Genomic DNA, 20,418 nt, shown 5'->3' on the forward strand with positions numbered 1-20,418 from the left:
CAGCTTTCCTCTCGCATGCGCCCGTAATCCTAGGGATCTTCGCCCTCCTCTACTCTTCCGCCGTCCCCGGCGCCCTCCACCACGCCCTACGCTCTGTCCCTACACGACGCTGTTCCGCTCCCTCTGCGACAGCGCCATGCGTTCCAGCGCGTTGGCGATCAGCACCGTAAAAGTTTCAACTAAACGCTGCTGTTCCGGGATCATCAGTTGGCGCAGATTTTCCGGCTCTACCACCAACAGTCCACGGCAGTGATTCCCGCTTTTCAACGGCAGAATTTGATACGGCACCGCTGGCAAGGTATCGGTGCCTGCACCGGCGGGCTGTGCTTTGCTAAAGCTCCATTTGGCGATGCCGAGATCGGGCGGCGTACCAATACTGCTCTCACCCACCGCCTGTAACTCACCCTGCTCATCCGGCAGCAGCAGCTGGCTGCGTGCCTGCAAGGTGACATCAATCACGCGCTGGCTGGTGGCGGCGATATCCTGCGGCGTGAGCGCGCTGCCGAGCGATTTTGCCATCTCATACAAATGCCGCGCACGCTGTTCACGATAGCGCGCGACTTTAGCCTGATAACGCACGCCTGCTGTCAGGTTCCCGACGATCACCCCTACCGCCAGCATCACCGCGAAGGTCACCAGATACTGCAAATCCGATACCGCCACGGTGCCGGTCGGGGCGACAAAGAACAGGTCAAAAGCCAGGATGTTGATCACCGTGGCAAACACCGAGGGCCAGCGGCCAAAGCGCAGCGCGACTAACACCACGGCTAACAGATAAATCATCACGCCGTTGGCCGGATCGAACTCCACCAGTAGCCAGCGACCTACGATCGTCACCAGAATACACAGCGCAATCGCCATCAGGCAGCCGCGCAGATGCAGCCGCCACTTATCACTGTTGGCCTGTTTACCGCCCATCGGATGCGGCGCGTCGCGCACCGGTTCGTCCAGTGCCACCACCAGCAAATCGAGGTCTGGGCCAAGCTGGCCCAAACGCTGGGCAAAACTGTCGCGCCGCCAGCGCCGTTGCGGCTGACGACCGGTGACGATTTTGCCGAGATTATGCTCGCGTGCGTAACGCAGCACGGCGCGGGCTTCATCGGGATCGGACAGGGTGGCGGTTTCCGCACCCAGCTCTTGGGCCAGTTGCAGCGTGCGTAAAATGGCACGACGACGTGCTTCCGGCAGGCGATTCAGACGCGGCGTTTCCACGTACACTGCGTGCCACTCGCTGCCGAGACGCGCGGCTAAACGCGCGGCGGTGCGCACCAGTTTTTCACTGCCGGTGTCGTCGCCGATGCACAATAAAATGGCGTCACGTGTGTGCCAGACTTTGTCGCGGCCCTGCTGGTCGCGCCAGGCACGCATCTGATCGTCCACGCGGTCCGCGGTACGGCGCAGCGCCAGTTCGCGCAGGGCAAACAGGTTGCCTTTGCGGAAGAAGTTTTCAATCGCACGTTCAGCACGATCGCCGACGTAGACTTTGCCCTCTTTTAGCCGCTGGCGCAGATCGTCCGGTGGCAGATCCACCAGCACCACCTCATCGGCGCTATCGAAAAACGGATCGGGTACGGTTTCGCGCACCTGGATGCCGGTCACGCCGCCGACCACATCGTTGAGGCTTTCCAGATGCTGCACGTTGACGGTGGTGATCACGTCGATGCCCGCTTCCAGCAACTCTTCGATGTCCTGCCAGCGTTTGGGATGGCGCGAACCCTGCACATTGGTGTGCGCCAGTTCGTCCATCAGGATCACCGCCGGATGACGCGCCAGTGCTGCATCAAGATCGAATTCGGCATGCCGTGAACGCCCAGTGGCGCGACGCGGCAATACCGCCAGGCCGTTGAGCAGCGCAGCGGTTTCTTCACGTCCATGGGTTTCCACCACGCCCGCCAGCACATCGAGGCCTTGCGCACGTAAACGCTGTGCCTCCTGCAGCATGGCGAAGGTTTTCCCCACGCCCGCACAGGCGCCAAAGTAGATTTTCAGCTTACCGCGATGGCTGTCGCTGTGATTCAGCAACAGCGCATCGGGATCGGGGCGGGTGATTTCGTCGTTCATCAGTTATCCGTTGTGAAAAGCGCGATAAATCGCGCTATCAATCAATTATCCCTGTAGCGCATCCAGCGCCATATTCAGCCGCAACACGTTCACCGTCTCTTCACCGATAAACGGCAGCAGCGGACGCTCGGTATTGCGGGCAATCAGCGCTTCCACATCCTTCAGCGCCATATTGCGCGCTGCCGCCACACGCGGTGCCTGCCACAATGCGGCTTCCGGTGAAATATCCGGATCGAGCCCACTCGCCGATGCCGTCACCAGCTCAACCGGTACCGTAGTTGGAGCCTGTGGATTGGCGGCGCGCAGTGCAGCCACGCGCTCGGCCACCGCTTTATCCAGTGCCGGATTGCTCGCCGCCAGGTTGCTACCGCTGGAGGCCAACGCGTTGTAGGGCGCATCGCCGGTCGCTGATGGACGGCCCCAGAAATGGCCGGGCTGCGTAAACACCTGACCAATCAAATCGGAACCGCGCTCCGCGCCATCCTGCTCAATCAACGAACCGTTGGCCTGTGACGGAAACCACCACTGCGCTAAGCCGGTGGTCAGCAGCGGATAGACCGCGCCGGTTAATAGCGTCAGCAGTATTAACAATACAATAGCTGGACGTAACTGACTCATTTCTCTTCTCCTTAAACCAGACCAAACAGCGTCAGCAGCAGGTCGATGGCTTTAATACCAATAAACGGCACCACTAATCCGCCGACACCGTAAATCCACAGGTTGCGACGCAGCAGCGCGGCAGCACTCATTGGGCGATAACTCACACCTTTCAACGCCAGCGGGATCAGGAACACAATCACCAGCGCGTTGAAAATGACCGCCGACAGAATCGCTGAGTTCGGTGAGTGCAGATGCATCACGTTCAGCATATTGAGCTGCGGATAGGTGGCCGCAAACGCCGCCGGGATGATGGCAAAGTACTTCGCCACATCATTGGCGATACTGAAGGTGGTCAGTGAACCGCGTGTCATCAGCATCTGTTTACCGATGTGCACCACTTCCAGCAGTTTGGTTGGGTTGGAGTCGAGATCGACCATGTTCCCAGCCTCTTTCGCCGCCTGCGTGCCCGAGTTCATCGCCACTGCCACGTCCGCTTGCGCCAGTGCGGGGGCGTCGTTGGTGCCGTCGCCGGTCATCGCCACTAAACGCCCTTCCGCCTGATACTGACGGATCAGTGCCAGCTTGGCTTCCGGCGTCGCCTCCGAGAGGAAATCATCCACGCCCGCTTCTGCCGCGATGGCCGCCGCCGTCAGCGGGTTATCGCCGGTAATCATCACCGTCTTGATGCCCATTTTGCGCAGCTCGGCAAAACGTTCTTTGATGCCGCCTTTGACGATATCTTTTAGCGCCACCACGCCCAGCACCTGTGCGCCTTCGGCCACCACCAGTGGTGTGCCACCCGCGCGCGCCACTTCTTCGACGCTGGCGTTCACTTCTGCCGGGAAACGGCCGTTGTTGGCTTCGATATGGCGGCGAACCGCGTCAACGGCCCCTTTACGAATCAGACGATCCTGCACGTTGACGCCACTCATGCGCGTCTGTGCCGAGAACGGAATAAAACTCGCGCCCATGCTGCTGAGATCGCGTTCGCGCAGGTTAAATTTTTGCTTCGCCAGCACCACGATGCTGCGCCCTTCCGGGGTTTCATCCGCCAGCGAGGCCAGTTGCGCGGCGTCCGCTAACTGCTGCTCGGTGACGCCAGGTGCAGGCATAAACTGCGTCGCCTGGCGGTTACCCAGCGTGATGGTGCCGGTTTTATCCAGCATCAGCACATCGACGTCGCCCGCTGCTTCCACCGCACGACCGCTGGTGGCGATGACGTTAGCACCGAGCATGCGGCTCATCCCCGCCACGCCAATCGCCGACAGCAAGCCGCCGATAGTGGTCGGAATCAGACACACCAGCAGCGCCACCAGCACCGTTACGCTCACCGGCGTGCCGCCGTAAGCGGAGAACGGCCACAGGGTGGCCGTCGCCAGCAAGAACACGATGGTCAGCGACACCAGCAGAATGGTCAGCGCGATCTCGTTCGGCGTTTTGCGGCGTTTGGCACCTTCGACCATGGCAATCATGCGATCGAGGAAGGTTTCGCCCGGATTAACGCTGCACTGGATCACCAGCCAGTCAGAAAGAATGCGCGTACCGCCCGTTACCGACGAAAAATCGCCGCCGGATTCGCGAATCACCGGAGCCGATTCGCCGGTAATCGCACTCTCATCCACGGAAGCGCCGCCTTCCAGCACTTCGCCGTCACACGGGATGATGTCACCCGCTTCCACCAGCACCACGTCGCCTTTACGCAAGGTGTCTGCTGCTACCGGCTGCCACTGCGCGCCATGACGTGGCTCAGCCAGCTTTTTCGCATCACTGGTTTTGCTGATGCCTTTCAGGCTGTTGGCCTGCGCCTTGCTGCGCCCTTCCGCCAGCGCTTCAGCGAAGTTAGCAAACAGCACCGTGAACCACAGCCAGATGGCGACCCCGGCGGTAAACCCGGCGTTGCCGCTTAGATGGCCTGTCAGCATGCCGATGGCCAGCAGCGAGGTCAGCACGCTGCCGAGCCACACCAGGAACATTACCGGGTTGCGAAACTGCACGCGCGGATCGAGTTTCTTCACCGCATCCAGCACGGCGGTTTTCGTCAGCGCTGCATCAAACAGCGCCAGTTGTTGACGACTCATGATTCCGTTATCCCTGAATAAGTTGCAGATGTTCCGCCACCGGGCCGAGTGCCAGCGCGGGGATAAAGGTCAGTGCCCCCACCAGCAATACGGTACCAATCAGCAGCGCGATAAACAGTGGACCGTGGGTCGGTAACGTACCGTTGCCCACCGGCTGGATTTTCTTCGCCGCCAGCGAACCGGCAATCGCCATTACCGGAATGATGATGCCGAAGCGTCCCACCAACATGCAGAAGGCCAGCAACAGGTTCCAGAACGGGGTGTTGGCGCTCAATCCGGCAAAGGCACTGCCGTTGTTATTGGATGCCGACGAAACGGCATACAGCACTTCGCTGAAGCCGTGGATGCCTGGATTCGCCATACCGGCGCGCCCTGCATCCGTCATCATTGCCAGTGCAGTGCCGAGCAGCACCAGGGTAGGCGTCACCAGAATCGCCAGTGCGGTCATTTTCATCTCCCACACATCGATTTTTTTACCCATGTATTCAGGTGTGCGACCAATCATCAGACCGGCGATAAATACCCCGAGCAGCACGAACAGCAGCATGCCGTACAACCCAGCACCGACGCCGCCGAACACCACTTCACCCAGCTGCATCAGCCACATCGGCACCATGCCGCCCAGTGCAGTAAAGGAGTCATGCATGGCATTCACCGCACCGCACGAGGCTGCGGTGGTGATCACCGCAAACAGGCTGGAGTTGAGGATGCCAAAGCGCGTCTCTTTGCCTTCCATGTTGATGGCGCTGTCTGCACCGAGTGCCAGGAAGTGCGGATTACCGCGCAGCTCTGCCCACATCACGGTAACCACCGCCAGCACAAACATGATGGTCATCGCCCACAGCAGCATGTGGCCCTGACGGCGGTCGCCCAGATGCTGACCGAAGGTGAAGCACAGCGCCGCCGGGATCAGGAAGATACTCAGCATCTGCACAAAGTTGGTCAGCGCGGTCGGGTTTTCAAACGGATGGGCGGAGTTGACGTTAAAGAAGCCGCCGCCATTGGTGCCGAGCATTTTGATCGCTTCCTGCGAAGCCACCGGACCGAGTGGCAGCGTTTGCTTCGCCCCTTCCAGCGTGATGAGTGCGTGATAAGGCTCAAACGTCTGGATGCTGCCCTGATAAACAAAGAACAGCGCTATCAGCAGGCTGATCGGCAGCAACACATACACCGTGATGCGTGTCAGGTCGCGCCAGGCGTTGCCCAGCGTTTCCAGTGAGCGATTGGCAAAACCGCGAATCAGCGCAAAGGCCACCGCGATGCCGGTCGCCGCCGACAGGAAGTTTTGCACCGTGAGGCCCGCCATCTGGCTAAAATAGCTCACCGTGCTTTCGCCCGCGTAAGCCTGCCAGTTGGTGTTGGTGACAAAGCTGACGGCGGTGTTGAGCGCCAGATCCCAGCTTAGATTAGGCAAGTGTTGCGGGTTGAGCGGCAGCGACCCCTGCGACATCAAAATCGCCAGCAATAATAAGAACCCCAGCGCGTTGAACAGCAGGATCGCCAGCAGATAGTGCGGCCAGCGCATGGCGCCACTCTCCACACCGGCCAGCCGCCACAGCGCCCGCTCGGTACGCGGCAACAGCGGCTTGTCGGCCACTAACACCGCAAGAAAACGCCCCAGCGGTTGTGCCAGCACCATTAGCACCAGCAGATAGACCGCAATCAGTAAAAACGAATTCGCAGCCATCAGAATGCCTCCGCATTAAGCAGGGCATAAATCAGGTAGCCCAACAAGATAAACACCAGCACGATGCCGGCAATCACGCCCACGCTCACAGCAACCTCCAGAGGATTTGGTAGTGCTGCAAGCATGCGCGGCGCGGCATAAAGAAGGGGTAAAAAGGCGGGAATCCGGCGTAAAGAAAGTATAAAAATGCAGTCGAATTAGGCGGTTTCCAGTGCCCAGATACGATTGAGGTCGATGTTCTGCCACAGGCTATTGTCTTCGGCCCCCGTGATACTGTCGGTGCAGAACGAATCCCCGAGATCCAGCTCTTCCGGCTTCACCTCTCGTTGAGCGTGCAGCGACCAGAACACATGCACTTTGGGTTTTAACAGCGATTTTTCACCGGCCTGCACCACCAGCGCCACGCGCCCGGACGCGAGTCGTACCAGCGATCCCACCGGATAGATGCCGATGGTGCGCACGAAGGCGTGCAGCAGCGTATTGTCGAAGTGACCGCGCCAGCTCAGCATATTGTGCATCGCTTCGGCGGGCGTCCATCCCTTGCGATACGGACGATTAGAGGTCACGGCATCATAGACATCGCATACCGCGGCCATACGAGAAAACAGCGAAATTTCTTCGCCTTTCAGTTTGTGGGGGTAACCGCTGCCATCGACTTTTTCGTGGTGATGCAGCGCAATATCTAACAGGTCTTCCCCTGCATCAGCCTCCATCAGCATCTGTGCACCAATAATCGGATGCTCGCGCATGATGGTGAACTCCTCGTCGGTGAGCTTGCCGGGTTTATTGAGGATCTCCAGCGGCACTGCCGATTTGCCGACATCATGCAGCAATCCACCCATGCCCACGCGCCGCTGCTGGTGTTCATCGAGCCCCATTTTTTTGCCCAGCGAGATCATCAACCCGCACACTGCCATGGAATGCAGATAGGTGTAATCGTCGTGATTTTTCAGCCGCGCCACGCTGAGCAACGCAGTCGGTTCACGGGTAATCGATCCGGCAATGTCGTCCACCAGGTCCATCGTATAGTTGAGGTCCAGCCCCTGTCCCATACGCGCTTCGTTGAACATCGCCAGCACCTGTGGCTTGCCCTGATTGAAGATGGTTTGTGCCTGATCCAGCTCCTGGAAAAATGGGGTTTGCGGAATGGCTTTCTTCGGCGCAGGCTTCGCAGGTGCCTGCACCGACTTATCGAGATCGATCCAGATTTGCTGGATCCCTTCGTTGCGGATCATCGCGATCTGGCGTTTATCGGTGATCAGCATTTGGTTGCGAATGCGTTTGTCCTTGAACCACCAAACCTCCAGTTTGTGGATGAACATTCCTTGCCGCAATTCGTCAACGGTAATCAGCTTTATCACGATATCTCTCCTTAATATCAGTGGATGGTAAGGAGAGGTATCGGCAGCTGAGCAAATAATCTTCAGGTGTGATTTGTGCGATCTGTGAGAGGGGAAGTGATTTGGATTAGCGCAATAGATTCGTAGCGCTACGCCTGACTGCGCAGCGTTGTCGCGAAATGCTGCATCGCACTATTGCCGGAGTTTTTCAGGCAACCTGAATACCGCGCTGTGCCATAAAAGTGCTCAACGGCGTTACACGACTTAATTCTTCTTGCGTGCGGGCATCATTTTCCACTTCCCATTGGTCCTGATAACGCTGGAGGTTTAGCCAAAAATCAACGGAAGTATCAAAAACGACCGCTAAACGGTATGCCATTTCGGTCGTCAGTTTGCGATTGTTATTGACCATCGCGCTGGCGGTGTTTCTGTGCACATTCAGCATTTCAGCCAGGTCATTCACTTTGAGGCGAAGGGGTTCGAGGAACTCGTATTGCAGCACATCACCAACACTGGTGGGTTTACGTTTTGCCTGATTCATTTTTGTTTCTCTTTGCTGGTAATTTTCGTCCACGTGCAGTGGTTATCGGTGATTTTTGTAACGGTGCGGATCGAGATAAAGATCGCTAGCCTCGCCATTCATCCAGCGAAATATGAGTCGATATTGCTCATTAACGCGGATGGAATAATAACCCAGCAAAGGGGGCTTCAGGGCTTCAAAACAGTTTCCAGGCGGCGATCGCAGATCATGATGCGTTTTAGCGGCATTGATGATATCGAGTTTACGCGCGAGCGCTGATTCAATGGTTTTGGGGAGACACCTGTGCGGTAAGGCATAAATAAAAAACTGCTCAAGCCAATCATCCCGAAAATGTCTAATTGCACCCTTCATCTGCTTCCCTGCCTGAAAATAAATCAGGCAGGCAAGTTACTGCCAAAACGCACAGCAGCCAAGTGCAATATTTAACATTATAAAGAATGTTCCAACGGGATTACAAAATTATTTTGAAATTAAAGAAAACATCATGAGAACTGTGAGCGGCTTAGCATTAAGCAGCCGCTAAGTTTGCCCGTAAAGAAGCTACACCACCCGCGTTAACACCGCTTCGCCTTGCGAAAACGCCAGCAGGTTTTCAAACACCAAATCTGCCATCGCCGCCATGGTTTCATGGGTGCTGCTGGCGAGATGCGGGGTGATCACCACATCATCACGCTGCAGTAACGCAGCAGGCACCGCCGGTTCATGCTCGAACACATCCAGACCGGCACCCGCAATCTCAGCGGCTTCGAGCGCCGCAATCAACGCCTGCTCATCCACCACACTGCCGCGCGCAATGTTGATTAAAAAGCCCTTCGGCCCCAGCGCACGTAACACTTCAGCATTCACCAGATGATGCGTGGCGGCACCGCCGGGTAGGGTCAGCACCAGAAAATCCGCCTGCTTTGCCAGTGATAACAGCGAATCGTGGCGCGTGTAAGGCACATCCGGGCGTGAACGCGGGTTGTAAAAATGCACATCCATATCAAACGCCTGCGCGCGCTTCGCCAGCTCTTTGCCAATCCCACCCAGACCGACGATCCCGCACACTTTACCGCCCACTTTGGTGGTCAACGGATAGCGCCCTTTCGCTTGCCAGTTACCGGCGCGCACATAACGATCCGATGCGCTGATGTGGCGCGCCACATCCAGCAGCAGCGCCATGCCGGTATCCGCCACGCAGCTGTTTAAAACGCCTGGCGTGTTGGTCACCACGATGCCACGCGCTTCGGCGGCAGCAATGTCTATCGCGTCATAGCCCACACCGTTACTGCAAATCACCTTTAGATTGGGCAACTGCGCCAGTAGCTCCGCATTCGCCCCCATCAACGCATTGCCGCTGGTCACCAGCGCATCAATACTGGCACCGTGCTCGGCCAGCCACGCGGCCTGATCATCCTGCTGCCACAGCCGCGAAGTAGAGAAGTGCGCGTCGAGATTATCCTGCAGCCGCTGCGGTAACAGCGGCCCTTTTAGCAATACGTTAAACGGCTTTAATCCCATCTTGTTTCCCCTGATTTTCGAAGGATGTTGCAGACGAATCCTGCTCGTCACCGACGCGTTCAATCGGGCCCATCACCAGCAGGAACAGCAGCGCCGCGACGATGCAGTGCGCGCCAACGAACACCAATCCAATACTGTAGCTGCCGGTCAAACCGACGATGATGCCGAACAGCAGTGGCGTGATAAATCCGGCCATATTGCCGATGCCATTGAAGATCGCGCCCGCCAGACCTACTGCTTCTTTCGGTGCGGTATCACTGACAATCGTCCAGGTACCCGCGCCCGCCGCCACGCCTTTCCCGAAGAAGGCAAACGACATAATGGCGATAATGCCGGCATTGGTCGGGATCACCGCAGCCAGAATCAGCGAGGCGGCCATCAGCATGCCGACGATATACGGCGTTTTACGCGCCCACGACAGGCTCCAGCCGTTAGCCAGCAACTTGTCAGAGATGTAACCGCCGCTGATGCCGCCCAGGAAGCCAAACAGCGCCGGAGCGATGGTGGCAAAGCCCGCTTCCATGATGTTCATGCCGCGTGCCTGCACCAGGTAAATCGGGAACCAGGTGATAAAGAAGTAGCTGAGCGCAATGATGCAGTATTGCCCGATATAGGCGCACCACAGCATGCGATTGCTGAGCAAGGTTTTAAACATCGCTTTGCTCAAGGGTGGACGTGCTTTGAGCGTTTGCGCTGAATCGATATCCACCAGCGCACCGCCCTCCTCAATGTATTTCAACTCTGCGGCTGATACATGCGGATGCTGTTTCGGGCTGCGCATATACCAACCCCACACAAACACCGCCAGCACGCCAATACCGCCCAGCACAAAGAACGGCCACTCCCAGCCGAAGCGGGATACCAGCCAGCCGGACAGCGGTGAGAAGATGGCAACGGCAAAATACTGCGCCGAGGCAAACAGCGATGAGGCACGACCGCGTTCGGCACCGGGGAACCACATGATCACCGCACGCGCGTTGGCCGGAAAGCTCGGTGCTTCAATCAGTCCGAGGGCAAAGCGCAGCGCAAACATCAGCATCAGCGCCATGGTCATGCCGTTGGAAAACTCGCCAATAAAACCCATTAAAATAGTCGAAACCGACCACAGCGCCAGCGTCACGCCATAGACTTTTTTCGTACCGAAGCGGTCAAGGAAAATCCCGCCGGGGATCTGGCCGATCACATAGGCCCAACTGAATGCCGAGAGGATCAGGCCAAGCTGGATCGCTGATAAACCAAACTCCTCTTTGATCGCCGATCCGGAGATCGACAATATCGAACGGTCGGCATAGGCCACCACGGATAGAAACAGGATCAGACAGAGGATCCAGATACGCACATGACTGTTCTCATTGCGGTTTTTGCTTAGTAACATGGCTGAACCCCTTAATGAAGGAGCGTCCTGCTCCGAAGCGATGATGTTCAGGAATACCGCTTAAATTTCACTGTTCAGCAACTATAGAGAGCCAGATGCGAGGTGGTCATTGTGCGAATGGAGGAATCCGCGCGGCTTTTTTGCGCTGGTTTTGGCATCTGCCACAAAGTAGGGTGCGGCGCTGCACAGAACCTTAAATAAGCCGATGCTTTTACGCCGGAATGTGCGCCAGCTCTGAGAAAAACCTTCGCAACATCACTATGAGGCTGCAAACCATCATTTGCCCGCTCGTCATAGGAGGCCGCCAGCATGATGCACCCGCGAGCAAAGTGTGCGCTTAGCTGCAAAATCCATACATGTTGATTGTCAGGGTCCTTACCGCCTCGTAGTCTGAAAATGATTTCATTGAGCCATTTTAACTCTCATTGAAACATTCATTCTAATAACAAGCTTACCCTGGAGTCCCCGATGAAAACCCTCAAGGCGATACTGTTGCTTGGCCTGCTGTCCAGCTCTGCCTCGGCGTTGGCAGAAAAGATCGGCGTATCAATGGCGTATTTCGATCAGAACTTTTTAACCATTATTCGCCAGTCGATTGATAAAGAGGCCAAAGCGCGCGGGCTCGATGTGCAATTTGAAGATGCGCGCGGCGACGTTGGCCGTCAGACCGATCAGGTGCAGAGCTTTATCGGGGCGGGCGTCGACGCCATCATCGTCGATCCGGTGGATTCCGCCAGCACGCCGCAGCTGACCAAACTGGCGCAGCAGGCGAAAATCCCGCTGGTATACGTGAACCGCACACCAGGTGATAAATCGCTGCCGTCCGGCGTGGTGTTTGTCGGTTCAGACGAGCGCGAATCGGGTACCTTGCAAATGGAAGCGCTGGCGAAAATGGCCAACTACAAAGGCAATGTGGCAATCATGATCGGCAATCTGACCGACGCAGGCGCACTGCAACGCACCAAAGATGTCGAGCAGGTGGTGGCGAAATATCCGGGCATGAAAGTGGTGCAGAAGCAGCCGGCGAACTATGCACGTAACGAAGGCATGGATTTGATGCTCAACTGGATTGGCAACGGCGAAGCGATTGATATCGTTGCCGCTAACAACGATGAAATGGCAATCGGTGCCGCGATGGCGCTGGCGAAGAGCAACAAGAAAATTCTGGTGGGCGGTATTGATGCCACGCCGGATGGCCTGAAAGCCATGGCGCAGGACAAAATGCAGGTCACCGTGTTCCAGGATGCGATTGGTCAGGGCAAAGCCTCGGTGGATGTGGCGCAGAAGCTGATGAAAGGCGAGAAAGTGGATTCACACGTGTGGATCCCGTTTGAACTGGTGACCAAAGAGAATATGCAGAAGTACGTGGAGAAGAGTCAGTAATTAAGGCCAATACCGCGCGATAAACCGCGCCGTCCTGCGACGGCGCAATGTATTGCGCAATCCACGATTACTCCCGCAGTTTCGCCATGACCACGATGTCGTGATACTCTCCCTCACGCAGGCAGGCTTTACGCTTCACGCCCTCTTGCTCAAAGCCGAGGCGCTGGTACAACCGTATCGCACGGGCGTTGTCATGAAACGCTTCCAGCTCAATACGCACCACACCGAGCCAGTTAAAGGCATAGTCGATGGCGTTGCGAATCAGTTTCTCACCGATACCCCGCCCGCCAAACGCTGGATCGACGCTGATACCAAAACTGATGCTGTGACGCGTACGCGGGCGCTGTTCGACAAACAGCGTCAGCTCGCCCACCATCTGCCCATCAATCTCGGCCACGAAACCGATATAGCCCGCCGCGTCCATGTTTTCGAATTTTTTCTGCCAGGTTTGCACGCTGGGAAACGGCAGCTGCGTGGTCCAGCGATACACGTCGGGGTGGCTGTAAAGGCGTTGATAAGCGGCCGCATCGGCCGGTTCGCGACCGCGAATGATCAGATCCATGTCGGTAATCCCTTTCACTTGCACTAAGCTGTTAACTCTCACCAAACGGAAGAGTGACTTTATGTTGTATCGTCGTTTTGAACGTTTTATCAATATTTTCCAGGATGCACCAACCGATTCTCCCCCTTCCAGCGTCTGGCCGTTTTACCTCTATTATCTGCGTCAGGTGTGGCCGAGCTTTGTCGCCCTGCTGATTGTGGGATTAGCGCAGGCGCTGATTGAAGTGGCGCTGTTTAGCTATCTCAGCCGCATCATCGATCTGGTCAATCACTCGACGCCCGCCACGCTGTTCACCGACAACTGGCAGGTGCTGCTATGGATGGGGTTTGTCGCGCTGATTCTGCGGCCGGTGATTATCGCGCTGCACGATATGCTGGTGCATCAGAGTATCAACCCGAGCATGACCAGCATGATCCGCTGGCAGCATCACAACTACGTGCTGCGCCAAAGCCTGAACTTCTTCCAGAACGATTTCGCCGGACGCATCGCCCAGCGCATCATGCAGACCGGCAACTCCCTGCGCGATTCCGCGGTGCAGCTGGTGGATGCCATCTGGCATGTGGTGATTTACGCGGTGACTTCGCTGGTGCTGTTTGCCGAGGCCGACTGGCGCCTGATGATTCCACTGATTATCTGGATTGTGGCGTATAGCGTCTCGCTGAGCTTCTTTGTGCCGCGCGTGAAGCAACGTTCGGTGGTCTCTTCCGAGGCGCGATCCAAACTGATGGGCACCATCGTCGATGGCTATACCAATATCGCCACCATCAAACTGTTCGCGCACAACGATCTGGAAAAACGCTACGCGCGCGAAGCGATTCAGGAGCAGACCGACAAAACCCAGTACGCCAGCCGCATGGTCACCACCATGGATATCACGCTGTCGACGCTGAATGGTCTGCTGATTGTCAGCACTTCTGGCCTGGCATTGTGGCTGTGGAGCCAGTCGCTGATTAGCGTCGGTGCGATTGCGTTGGCCACCGGTCTGGTGATCCGCTTAGTGAACATGTCCGGCTGGATCATGTGGGTGGTGAACGGCATCTTTGAAAATATCGGCATGGTGCAGGATGGATTAAACACCATCGCGCAGCCGCTCAGCGTACAGGATGAGCCGCAGGCGAAAAACCTGCAGGTAACGCAGGGTCAGATCCGCTTTGAAGATGTGCGCTTTGATTATGGCGGCAGCCGCCAGGTGATCAATCGCCTCAACCTGAATATCAAACCAGGCGAAAAAATCGGCCTGATTGGGCCATCCGGTGCCGGTAAATCGACAATGGTGAACCTGCTGCTGCGGCTGTATGACATCAACGGCGGGCGCATCCTGATTGACGATCACAACATCGCCGAAGTCACGCAGGAGAGCCTGCGCGGCCAGATTGGCATGATCACTCAAGATACGTCGCTGCTGCACCGTTCGATTCGTGAAAACCTGCTGTACGGGCGCCCAAACGCCACCGAAGACGAGCTGCAGGCGGCGATTATCCGCGCCCGCGCCGATGAGTTCATTCCGCTGCTGTCCGATCCACAGGGCCGCACCGGGCTGGATGCACATGTGGGTGAGCGCGGGGTGAAACTCTCCGGCGGCCAGCGCCAGCGTATCGCCATTGCCCGTGTGCTACTGAAAGATGCGCCGATTCTGATCATGGATGAGGCCACTTCCGCCCTCGATTCCGAAGTCGAAGCGGCGATTCAGGAGAGCCTGGAAACGCTGATGCAGGGCAAAACGGTGATTGCCATCGCGCACCGCCTTTCCACTATCGCCAAAATGGACCGACTGGTGGTGCTGGATAAAGGTGAGATTGTTGAGATGGGCAACCACCGCGAACTGCTGGCGCACAACGGGCTTTACGCGCGCCTGTGGCAGCATCAGACCGGTGGCTTTGTCGGCGAAGATTAATCGCCGCGTCGATATGGCAGGGCTTCGCGCGCTTCAATGGCATAGGCGCGGATCCCTGCCCGCTCCTGCACTAAATACTCTTCTACGGCTTCGCGCAATCCCGGATGACACAGGTAGTGCCATGAGTGGGTGATCTGCGGTTCGAAGCCGCGCACCAGTTTGTGCTCGCCTTGCGCTCCCGCATCAAAACGCTGTAATCCCTCGGCAATCGCAAAATCCATGCCCTGATAGAAGCAGGTTTCAAAGTGCAGGCGATCGAACTCCGCCAGGCAGCCCCAGTAACGCCCGTACAGCGAGTTGCCATCCACCAGATAGAAAGCCATGGCCGCCGGATGCCCCTGCAGCGTGGCGATCACCACGCGAATCGATCGCGGCATGCGTTCGGCCAGCAGGCTGAAGAACTGCCGCGTGAGATAAGGACGCTGCCCGCGCACCGCATAGGTGTTGGCGTAGCAGGTGTAGACGAAATCCCACTGATCTTCGCTGAGTTCGTCACCACGATACCAATTGAACTCAAAGCCACTGCTCGCCACCTGTTCGCGCTCTTTACGCAGCTGTTTGCGTTTGCGTGACATCAGCGTGTCGAGGAAATCCTGAAAATCGCGGTAGCCTTTGTTGTGCCAGTGATACTGGATGCCGAGACGCGCCAGCCAGTCGGGCTGCTGCTCCATCACATCGTTGGCAAACGGCGTGGTGAAATTGATATGTGCGCCGCTCAGGCCGTTTTGCAGCAGTTCATCGGGCAACGCTGCGAGCAGCTGGCTGATGGCGGCTTGCTCGCCCAATAAACGCGCACCCGTAACCGGGCTGAACGGAATCGCCCCCAGCCACTTTGGATAGTATGGAATGCCGGCGCGGTGACAGGCATCAGCCCACGCGTGATCAAAGACGTATTCACCTTGCGAATTGCGTTTGCGATAGCCCGGCAGCGCGGCGCTCAGCACGCCCTTTTCACGCCACAACAGGTGATCCGGCTGCCAGCCGTTTTCCGGCCGCACGCTGCCGCTCTCTTCCAGCGTGAGCAGAAAGGCATGGCGTAAAAACGGTTGATCGTCAGGTAACAGCGCATCCCATTCGAGGGCGGAAATCTCCGCCAGCGACGACAGGTGAAGCAAAGACATGCATGGCTCCCGGCCAGCTTAAGGCGAACAGCTAGTTCAACAGGTTTTGTCGCAGGGGAAAAGAGGGGGCGCACTGAATGTGCATCGACCATCTATTGGCATGAATCACGCCGGAGGGGTTTGGATTGGAAAGGACGCTTCCACCGCTTAAGGAAGCGACTCTGTTAGCCGATGAGTTTCAGGTCGTTTTTACGATGTTGCTTCTGGTCGTCATAATAATTTTCGTGTGTACCGAGGCTCAGAAGATAGATTTCCAGTCTCTGATCGACCCAGCTGTAACCCAACAGATATTGCTGCTTGCTCAGGTAAAACTTGTGCACCCAGAGATAGCTCAGGTCGCCCTTTTTTCGTTCACCGATCTCTGGGTTAGCAATAATGCGGTCAATCTCTTGATCAACACCCTCCTGATCCTGTTCCGTCAGGCGGTTAAAAGCCTTCTCAAAACGGCGGGTCTGATAAATCTCAACTTCCTGTCCGGTCTTTTCTGCGCACATATTTTTTGACCTTGCCGTTATCCATTTCTGCTTTAGCCAGTAAGATTTCGTTGATGAAGGAGAACGTCAGATCGGGGTTATCCTCTGCGATGCGACCAATCTTCGCCCAATGCTCAATCTGCTTAGGCACGCTGCGGCTCATGGCTTCTGCATGTGTTTTCACATCTTCAACAAAATCATCGTCTAAGCGGACGCTGGTTGCCATATTTAAACCTCTTATTGTCGTCACCCGATACGTTGTTGTGAGGGTGGTTCCATTGATACGTCATTGCCAGACGTACAATAGAGGTGATTGTGCGACATATTGTCGCATTTGGCAATCAGTGATAGCAGCACGATTTACCGTGCCTCGATAACGAATGTGTATACTCACCTTTTTCGCTGTTCAGGAACCGCCATGGATCGTCTCGATTGTGACCGCATGTTTGTCGCGGTGCTGGAAGTAGGCAGCTTTGCCGGGGCGGCCGAGCGACTGGGCACCAGCAGCGGGCAGGCCTCCAAGCTGGTTTCCCGGCTGGAGCAGGAACTCGGCGTGCAGTTGTTCAAGCGCAGCACGCGTGCACTCTCAGCCACTGAAGTGGGTCGCGCCTATTATGAGCGGGTGAAAACCCTGCTGGATGCTTTCGACACGCTGGATGCCACGGTACGCGAAAATGCCACCACGCCAACGGGCCGCTTAAAAATCAGTGCACCTGGTACCTTTGGTACGGCGGTGCTCGCCAGCGTATTGGTCGCATTTGCGCGTCACTATCCGTTGATTGAACTGGACGTTAACTTCTCCGATCGTGCAGTTAACATCGTCGATGAAGGCTTCGATATGGCGATTCGCATTGGCAAATTAGATGACAGTAGCCTGATTGCACGTCGTTTGGGCGATGTGCCGATTCGCGTAGCGGCTTCGCCGGGCTATCTGCTGCAACAAGGCACGCCGCAGCACTGGCGCGATCTGGCTGCACATCAGTGTATCAGCGACACCAATTTCCGCGATCCCTGGCACTGGCCGTTTGTGACGCCCTGTGGCGACAGCGTTTCCATGCCGATTCGCGGCCGCCTGTGTTTCTCCAATACCGAAGCCTGTTTACAAGCAGCCATCGCCGGATTGGGTATCGCACGTTTACCGGGTTTTATTGCCGCACCTGCGCTACAACGCGGCGAGATCGTCTCGCTACTGGATAACTTCGCCACGCCGCCGATGGGCCTGTTTGCACTCTATCCACCCGCCCGCCATCTGGCGCAGAAAACCCGCTTACTGATTGATTTCCTCGCCGATCATTTCCAGCAACATCCTCCCGGCTGATTCCTTCCAATCTGGAAGCAATGAAAGCCATTTTGCCCGGATTATCACCCAACCAGCAGCGCGGTATGCTCACTCCATCACCAGAGAGGAGTCGAGCATATGTTGGTTAACGGTAAGTGGAGCGCAAAGTGGCACCCGGTTCAAGCCACCGATAAACAGGGCGGATTTGTCCGCCAGACGTCCAGTTTTCGCCACTGGATCACCGCAGACGGCTCCAGCGAATTTGCCGCCGAGCCGGACCGCTATCATCTGTATGTGGCACTGATCTGCCCATGGGCTTCACGCACGCTGGTGGCGCGCAGCCTGAAAGGGCTGGAAAACGTCATCAGCGTCTCGGTGGTCGAGCCGCAGCTGGGTGCGCAGGGCTGGCACTTCGGTGACTATCCGGGTGCTGATCGGGACTGGCTCAACAAAGCCGAATACATCCATGAGTTATATACCCGCGCCGATGCTGACTTTACCGGCCGCGCCACGGTGCCGGTACTGTGGGATAAAAAGACACAGACCATAGTGAACAACGAATCTGCTGACATCCTGCGTATGCTGAACAGCGGGTTTGGCGATCTGGCAGACAACAGCCTCGATCTGTATCCAGAAGATCTGCGCGCTGAGATCGACGCAATCAACGCATCGATCTATCCACGTCTCAACAACGGCGTGTATCGTACCGGCTTTGCCACCACGCAGGTGAGCTATCAGCAGGCCTTTAACGATGTGTTCAGCCAACTGGACGAACTGGAACTGCGTCTGAAAGATGGCCGTACTTTCCTGCTGGGCGAGCGCCTGACCGAGGCCGATATTCGGTTGTTCGTGACGCTGGTGCGTTTTGACGTTGCTTATCATGGTCTGTTCAAATGTAACCTGCGCCGCCTGCGCGACTATCCGCTGCTCGATCGCTATCTGAAGAGTATGCTGGCGGTTTCGGGTGTGCGTCAGACAGTGAACATCGACCATATCAAGCAGGGCTACTATTCGATTAAGGCGCTGAACCCGAACGGGATTGTGCCAGTAGGCCCGGATATGGCGGATTACGGACTTTAAGGAGCAGGATGATGGCAAAAGCGTTGGTGATTTTTTTACATGGTGTGGGCAGTAATGGCGACGATCTGGCAGGACTCGGCCAGCATTGGGCCAGCCTGCTGCCGGATGTGGCTTTTGCCTCGCCGAATGCGCCCTATCCGTTTGAACATGCAATGGGCTATCAGTGGTTTAGCCTGACGGGCATTACCCCAGAAAATCGTCCGGCGCGGGTGCGTGAAGCCCGCGCAGCGTTTGATGAGACACTGCAACAGTTGATGGCGCAACACGGCTTGGCGGATGCGTGGGATAAAGTGATTCTGGTAGGCTTTTCTCAGGGCTCGATCATGGCGCTGGATGCACTGGCACAGGGCCGTCATCCGCTGGCGGGCGTGGTGGCGTTTTCCGGACGATTGTCGTTTGACGGTGCATTAACCCCGGCTTCGCACACGCCTGCTTTGCTGATTCACGGTAAAGCGGATGGTGTGATTCCGTATAGCGAGAGTGAGTCAGCAGCACAGCGCCTGCAAGCGGCAGGCGTGACGGTGGAAGCGCGCTTTGAAGCCGCCACCGGTCATACCATTTCTTCACAGGGTGCGATGCAAGCGGCCGCCTTTATCGCCCAGTGCTTGCAGGATTAAGGCCAGTAGCGATTTAACGCTTTCCAGGCTTGTTGCGCAGCCACTTCGGGTGGCTGCGCTTTTAATCCATCGTTAAACACTTCAATGCCGACCGGGCCACGATAGCTGGCGCTTTTCAGCTTATCGACAAAGCGTTCCACTTCGATAATGCCGTCGCCGGGCAACAACCGCTGATGGCGCGCATAATCACTTAGCGCGCCCTTCTCTTGCGGCGGCATCTCCGCCATATCGCACAGTTGCACTTCATAGATACGATCGGCAGGAATGCCATCGAGCTGTGAGGCGTCCCCACCCAAGGCACAGATGTGGAACAGATCGACCACCAGTCCGATATTCGGCTGGTCCAGACGCTGCAATCGTTCCCACGCCAGCGGCAGCGTATTATCAACGCTGCACCACGCCATGGGTTCGTACATGATGCGCATGTTATAGCGCGCGGCTTCCGAGGCCATCCAACGCAGATCTTCATCGATGCGCTCCGCCACGCAATCTTCACGCGTGGTGGCTGGTGCCTGAATGGTGTTGCAACCGATAGACTGCGCAATCTGGATAAACTGCCGCAGCTCTTCACGCTTTTGCAGACGTTCACGATCCGGCGCACCGGTAAAATCACGCAGCACCTGCAAATTGGTAAAGCCAAGATTTAACTGTTGAGCCAGCTGCGCTGTGGCAGCCTCAACATCATCCCGCCAGATTTCGACCTGATCGAAACCGGCGGCACGGGCCGCGCGCAGTTTCTGTTCAGGTTCACCGTTTAACAACACCAGGTTAAGGAATTTGGGGTTACTTCGCATCAACGGGCTCCCTAATCGTCCGGATAAATCGGT

The 20,418-nt window shown here is 56.7% G+C and carries 19 protein-coding genes and 1 pseudogene; 5 read left to right on the plus strand and 15 right to left on the minus strand.

The features are described from left to right. Positions 1-108: 108 nt before the first annotated feature. The 10 genes and pseudogenes from kdpD to H7A81_RS02145 all read right to left on the minus strand — a co-directional run. Positions 109-2,061 (minus strand): annotated as a pseudogene (kdpD, locus tag H7A81_RS02100) (two-component system sensor histidine kinase KdpD); the annotation flags it as partial. A gap of 45 nt (positions 2,062-2,106) precedes the next feature. Continuing rightward, on the minus strand, positions 2,107-2,679 hold the full coding sequence (kdpC, locus tag H7A81_RS02105; protein WP_182056592.1) for a potassium-transporting ATPase subunit KdpC: 573 nt from the start codon (positions 2,677-2,679) through the stop codon (positions 2,107-2,109). 11 nt (positions 2,680-2,690) lie between these two features. Then, positions 2,691-4,739 (minus strand): potassium-transporting ATPase subunit KdpB, encoded by a 2,049-nt coding sequence (gene kdpB, locus H7A81_RS02110; RefSeq protein ID WP_058960661.1) that lies wholly within the window; start codon positions 4,737-4,739, stop codon positions 2,691-2,693. Positions 4,740-4,746: 7 nt separating this feature from the next. Beyond that, positions 4,747-6,426: a potassium-transporting ATPase subunit KdpA gene (gene kdpA, locus H7A81_RS02115; protein WP_182056593.1), complete on the minus strand. Its 1,680-nt coding sequence runs from the start codon at positions 6,424-6,426 to the stop codon at positions 4,747-4,749. Next, positions 6,426-6,515 carry a K(+)-transporting ATPase subunit F gene (gene kdpF / locus H7A81_RS02120; protein ID WP_100701897.1) on the minus strand — a complete coding sequence of 30 codons (90 nt, stop codon included), beginning with the start codon at positions 6,513-6,515 and terminating at the stop codon, positions 6,426-6,428. The genes kdpA and kdpF overlap by 1 nt, the downstream gene beginning before the upstream one ends. Positions 6,516-6,623: 108 nt before the next feature. Then, positions 6,624-7,787 (minus strand): HD-GYP domain-containing protein, encoded by a 1,164-nt coding sequence (locus tag H7A81_RS02125; protein WP_182056594.1) that lies wholly within the window; start codon positions 7,785-7,787, stop codon positions 6,624-6,626. Between the two features lie 187 nt (positions 7,788-7,974). Next, entirely contained in the window at positions 7,975-8,307 is a 333-nt protein-coding gene (locus H7A81_RS02130) for a HigA family addiction module antitoxin (protein ID WP_182056617.1), read from the minus strand. A gap of 42 nt (positions 8,308-8,349) precedes the next feature. Continuing rightward, positions 8,350-8,658: a type II toxin-antitoxin system RelE/ParE family toxin gene (locus tag H7A81_RS02135; protein ID WP_182056595.1), complete on the minus strand. Its 309-nt coding sequence runs from the start codon at positions 8,656-8,658 to the stop codon at positions 8,350-8,352. 189 nt (positions 8,659-8,847) lie between these two features. Next, positions 8,848-9,807, minus strand: coding sequence for a 2-hydroxyacid dehydrogenase (locus tag H7A81_RS02140; RefSeq protein ID WP_182056596.1), 960 nt, complete (start codon positions 9,805-9,807; stop codon positions 8,848-8,850). After that, positions 9,788-11,182, minus strand: coding sequence for an MFS transporter (locus tag H7A81_RS02145; protein WP_182056597.1), 1,395 nt, complete (start codon positions 11,180-11,182; stop codon positions 9,788-9,790). Before H7A81_RS02145 ends, H7A81_RS02140 begins: the two co-directional genes overlap by 20 nt. A gap of 468 nt (positions 11,183-11,650) precedes the next feature. On the opposite strand from H7A81_RS02145, the gene H7A81_RS02150 reads away from it, so the two are divergent. After that, entirely contained in the window at positions 11,651-12,565 is a 915-nt protein-coding gene (locus tag H7A81_RS02150; RefSeq protein ID WP_097119426.1) for a sugar ABC transporter substrate-binding protein, read from the plus strand. 67 nt (positions 12,566-12,632) lie between these two features. Here the strand turns inward: H7A81_RS02150 and H7A81_RS02155 are convergent, their stop codons facing one another. Next, positions 12,633-13,127, minus strand: coding sequence for a GNAT family N-acetyltransferase (locus H7A81_RS02155; RefSeq protein ID WP_097119427.1), 495 nt, complete (start codon positions 13,125-13,127; stop codon positions 12,633-12,635). Positions 13,128-13,188: 61 nt separating this feature from the next. On the opposite strand from H7A81_RS02155, the gene H7A81_RS02160 reads away from it, so the two are divergent. Then, positions 13,189-15,021: an ABC transporter ATP-binding protein gene (locus H7A81_RS02160; protein WP_182056598.1), complete on the plus strand. Its 1,833-nt coding sequence runs from the start codon at positions 13,189-13,191 to the stop codon at positions 15,019-15,021. Here the strand turns inward: H7A81_RS02160 and H7A81_RS02165 are convergent. From H7A81_RS02165 to H7A81_RS02175, 3 genes are all read right to left on the minus strand, one after another. Continuing rightward, positions 15,018-16,142, minus strand: a complete 1,125-nt coding sequence (locus H7A81_RS02165; RefSeq protein WP_058960668.1) for a GNAT family N-acetyltransferase — start codon at positions 16,140-16,142, stop codon at positions 15,018-15,020. The two genes, H7A81_RS02160 and H7A81_RS02165, sit on opposite strands and share 4 nt — an antisense overlap. 164 nt (positions 16,143-16,306) lie before the next feature. Continuing rightward, positions 16,307-16,636, minus strand: a complete 330-nt coding sequence (locus tag H7A81_RS02170; protein WP_058960669.1) for a type II toxin-antitoxin system RelE/ParE family toxin — start codon at positions 16,634-16,636, stop codon at positions 16,307-16,309. Next, the gene (locus H7A81_RS02175) at positions 16,605-16,841 is read right to left on the minus strand and encodes a ParD-like family protein (RefSeq protein WP_034819879.1); all 237 of its coding nucleotides are present in this window, start codon (positions 16,839-16,841) and stop codon (positions 16,605-16,607) included. Before H7A81_RS02175 ends, H7A81_RS02170 begins: the two co-directional genes overlap by 32 nt. Positions 16,842-17,033: 192 nt before the next feature. Between H7A81_RS02175 and H7A81_RS02180 the strand changes: the two genes are divergently transcribed. The 3 genes from H7A81_RS02180 (at position 17,034) to H7A81_RS02190 (ending at position 19,591) form a co-directional block, all read left to right on the plus strand. Then, entirely contained in the window at positions 17,034-17,933 is a 900-nt protein-coding gene (locus H7A81_RS02180; RefSeq protein ID WP_097119431.1) for a LysR family transcriptional regulator, read from the plus strand. A 99-nt stretch (positions 17,934-18,032) separates the two neighbouring features. Further along, positions 18,033-18,974, plus strand: a complete 942-nt coding sequence (locus tag H7A81_RS02185) for a glutathione S-transferase family protein (protein ID WP_182056599.1) — start codon at positions 18,033-18,035, stop codon at positions 18,972-18,974. An 11-nt stretch (positions 18,975-18,985) separates the two neighbouring features. Further along, positions 18,986-19,591, plus strand: a complete 606-nt coding sequence (locus tag H7A81_RS02190; protein WP_166935169.1) for an alpha/beta hydrolase — start codon at positions 18,986-18,988, stop codon at positions 19,589-19,591. On the opposite strand, the gene H7A81_RS02195 is transcribed toward H7A81_RS02190, so the two are convergent. After that, positions 19,588-20,385, minus strand: a complete 798-nt coding sequence (locus H7A81_RS02195) for a sugar phosphate isomerase/epimerase (protein ID WP_166935167.1) — start codon at positions 20,383-20,385, stop codon at positions 19,588-19,590. The genes H7A81_RS02190 and H7A81_RS02195 overlap by 4 nt on opposite strands. Positions 20,386-20,418: the final 33 nt, after the last annotated feature.

The organism is Pantoea sp. ME81 (assembly GCF_903970985.1).
GTDB lineage: Bacteria > Pseudomonadota > Gammaproteobacteria > Enterobacterales > Enterobacteriaceae > Pantoea > Pantoea communis.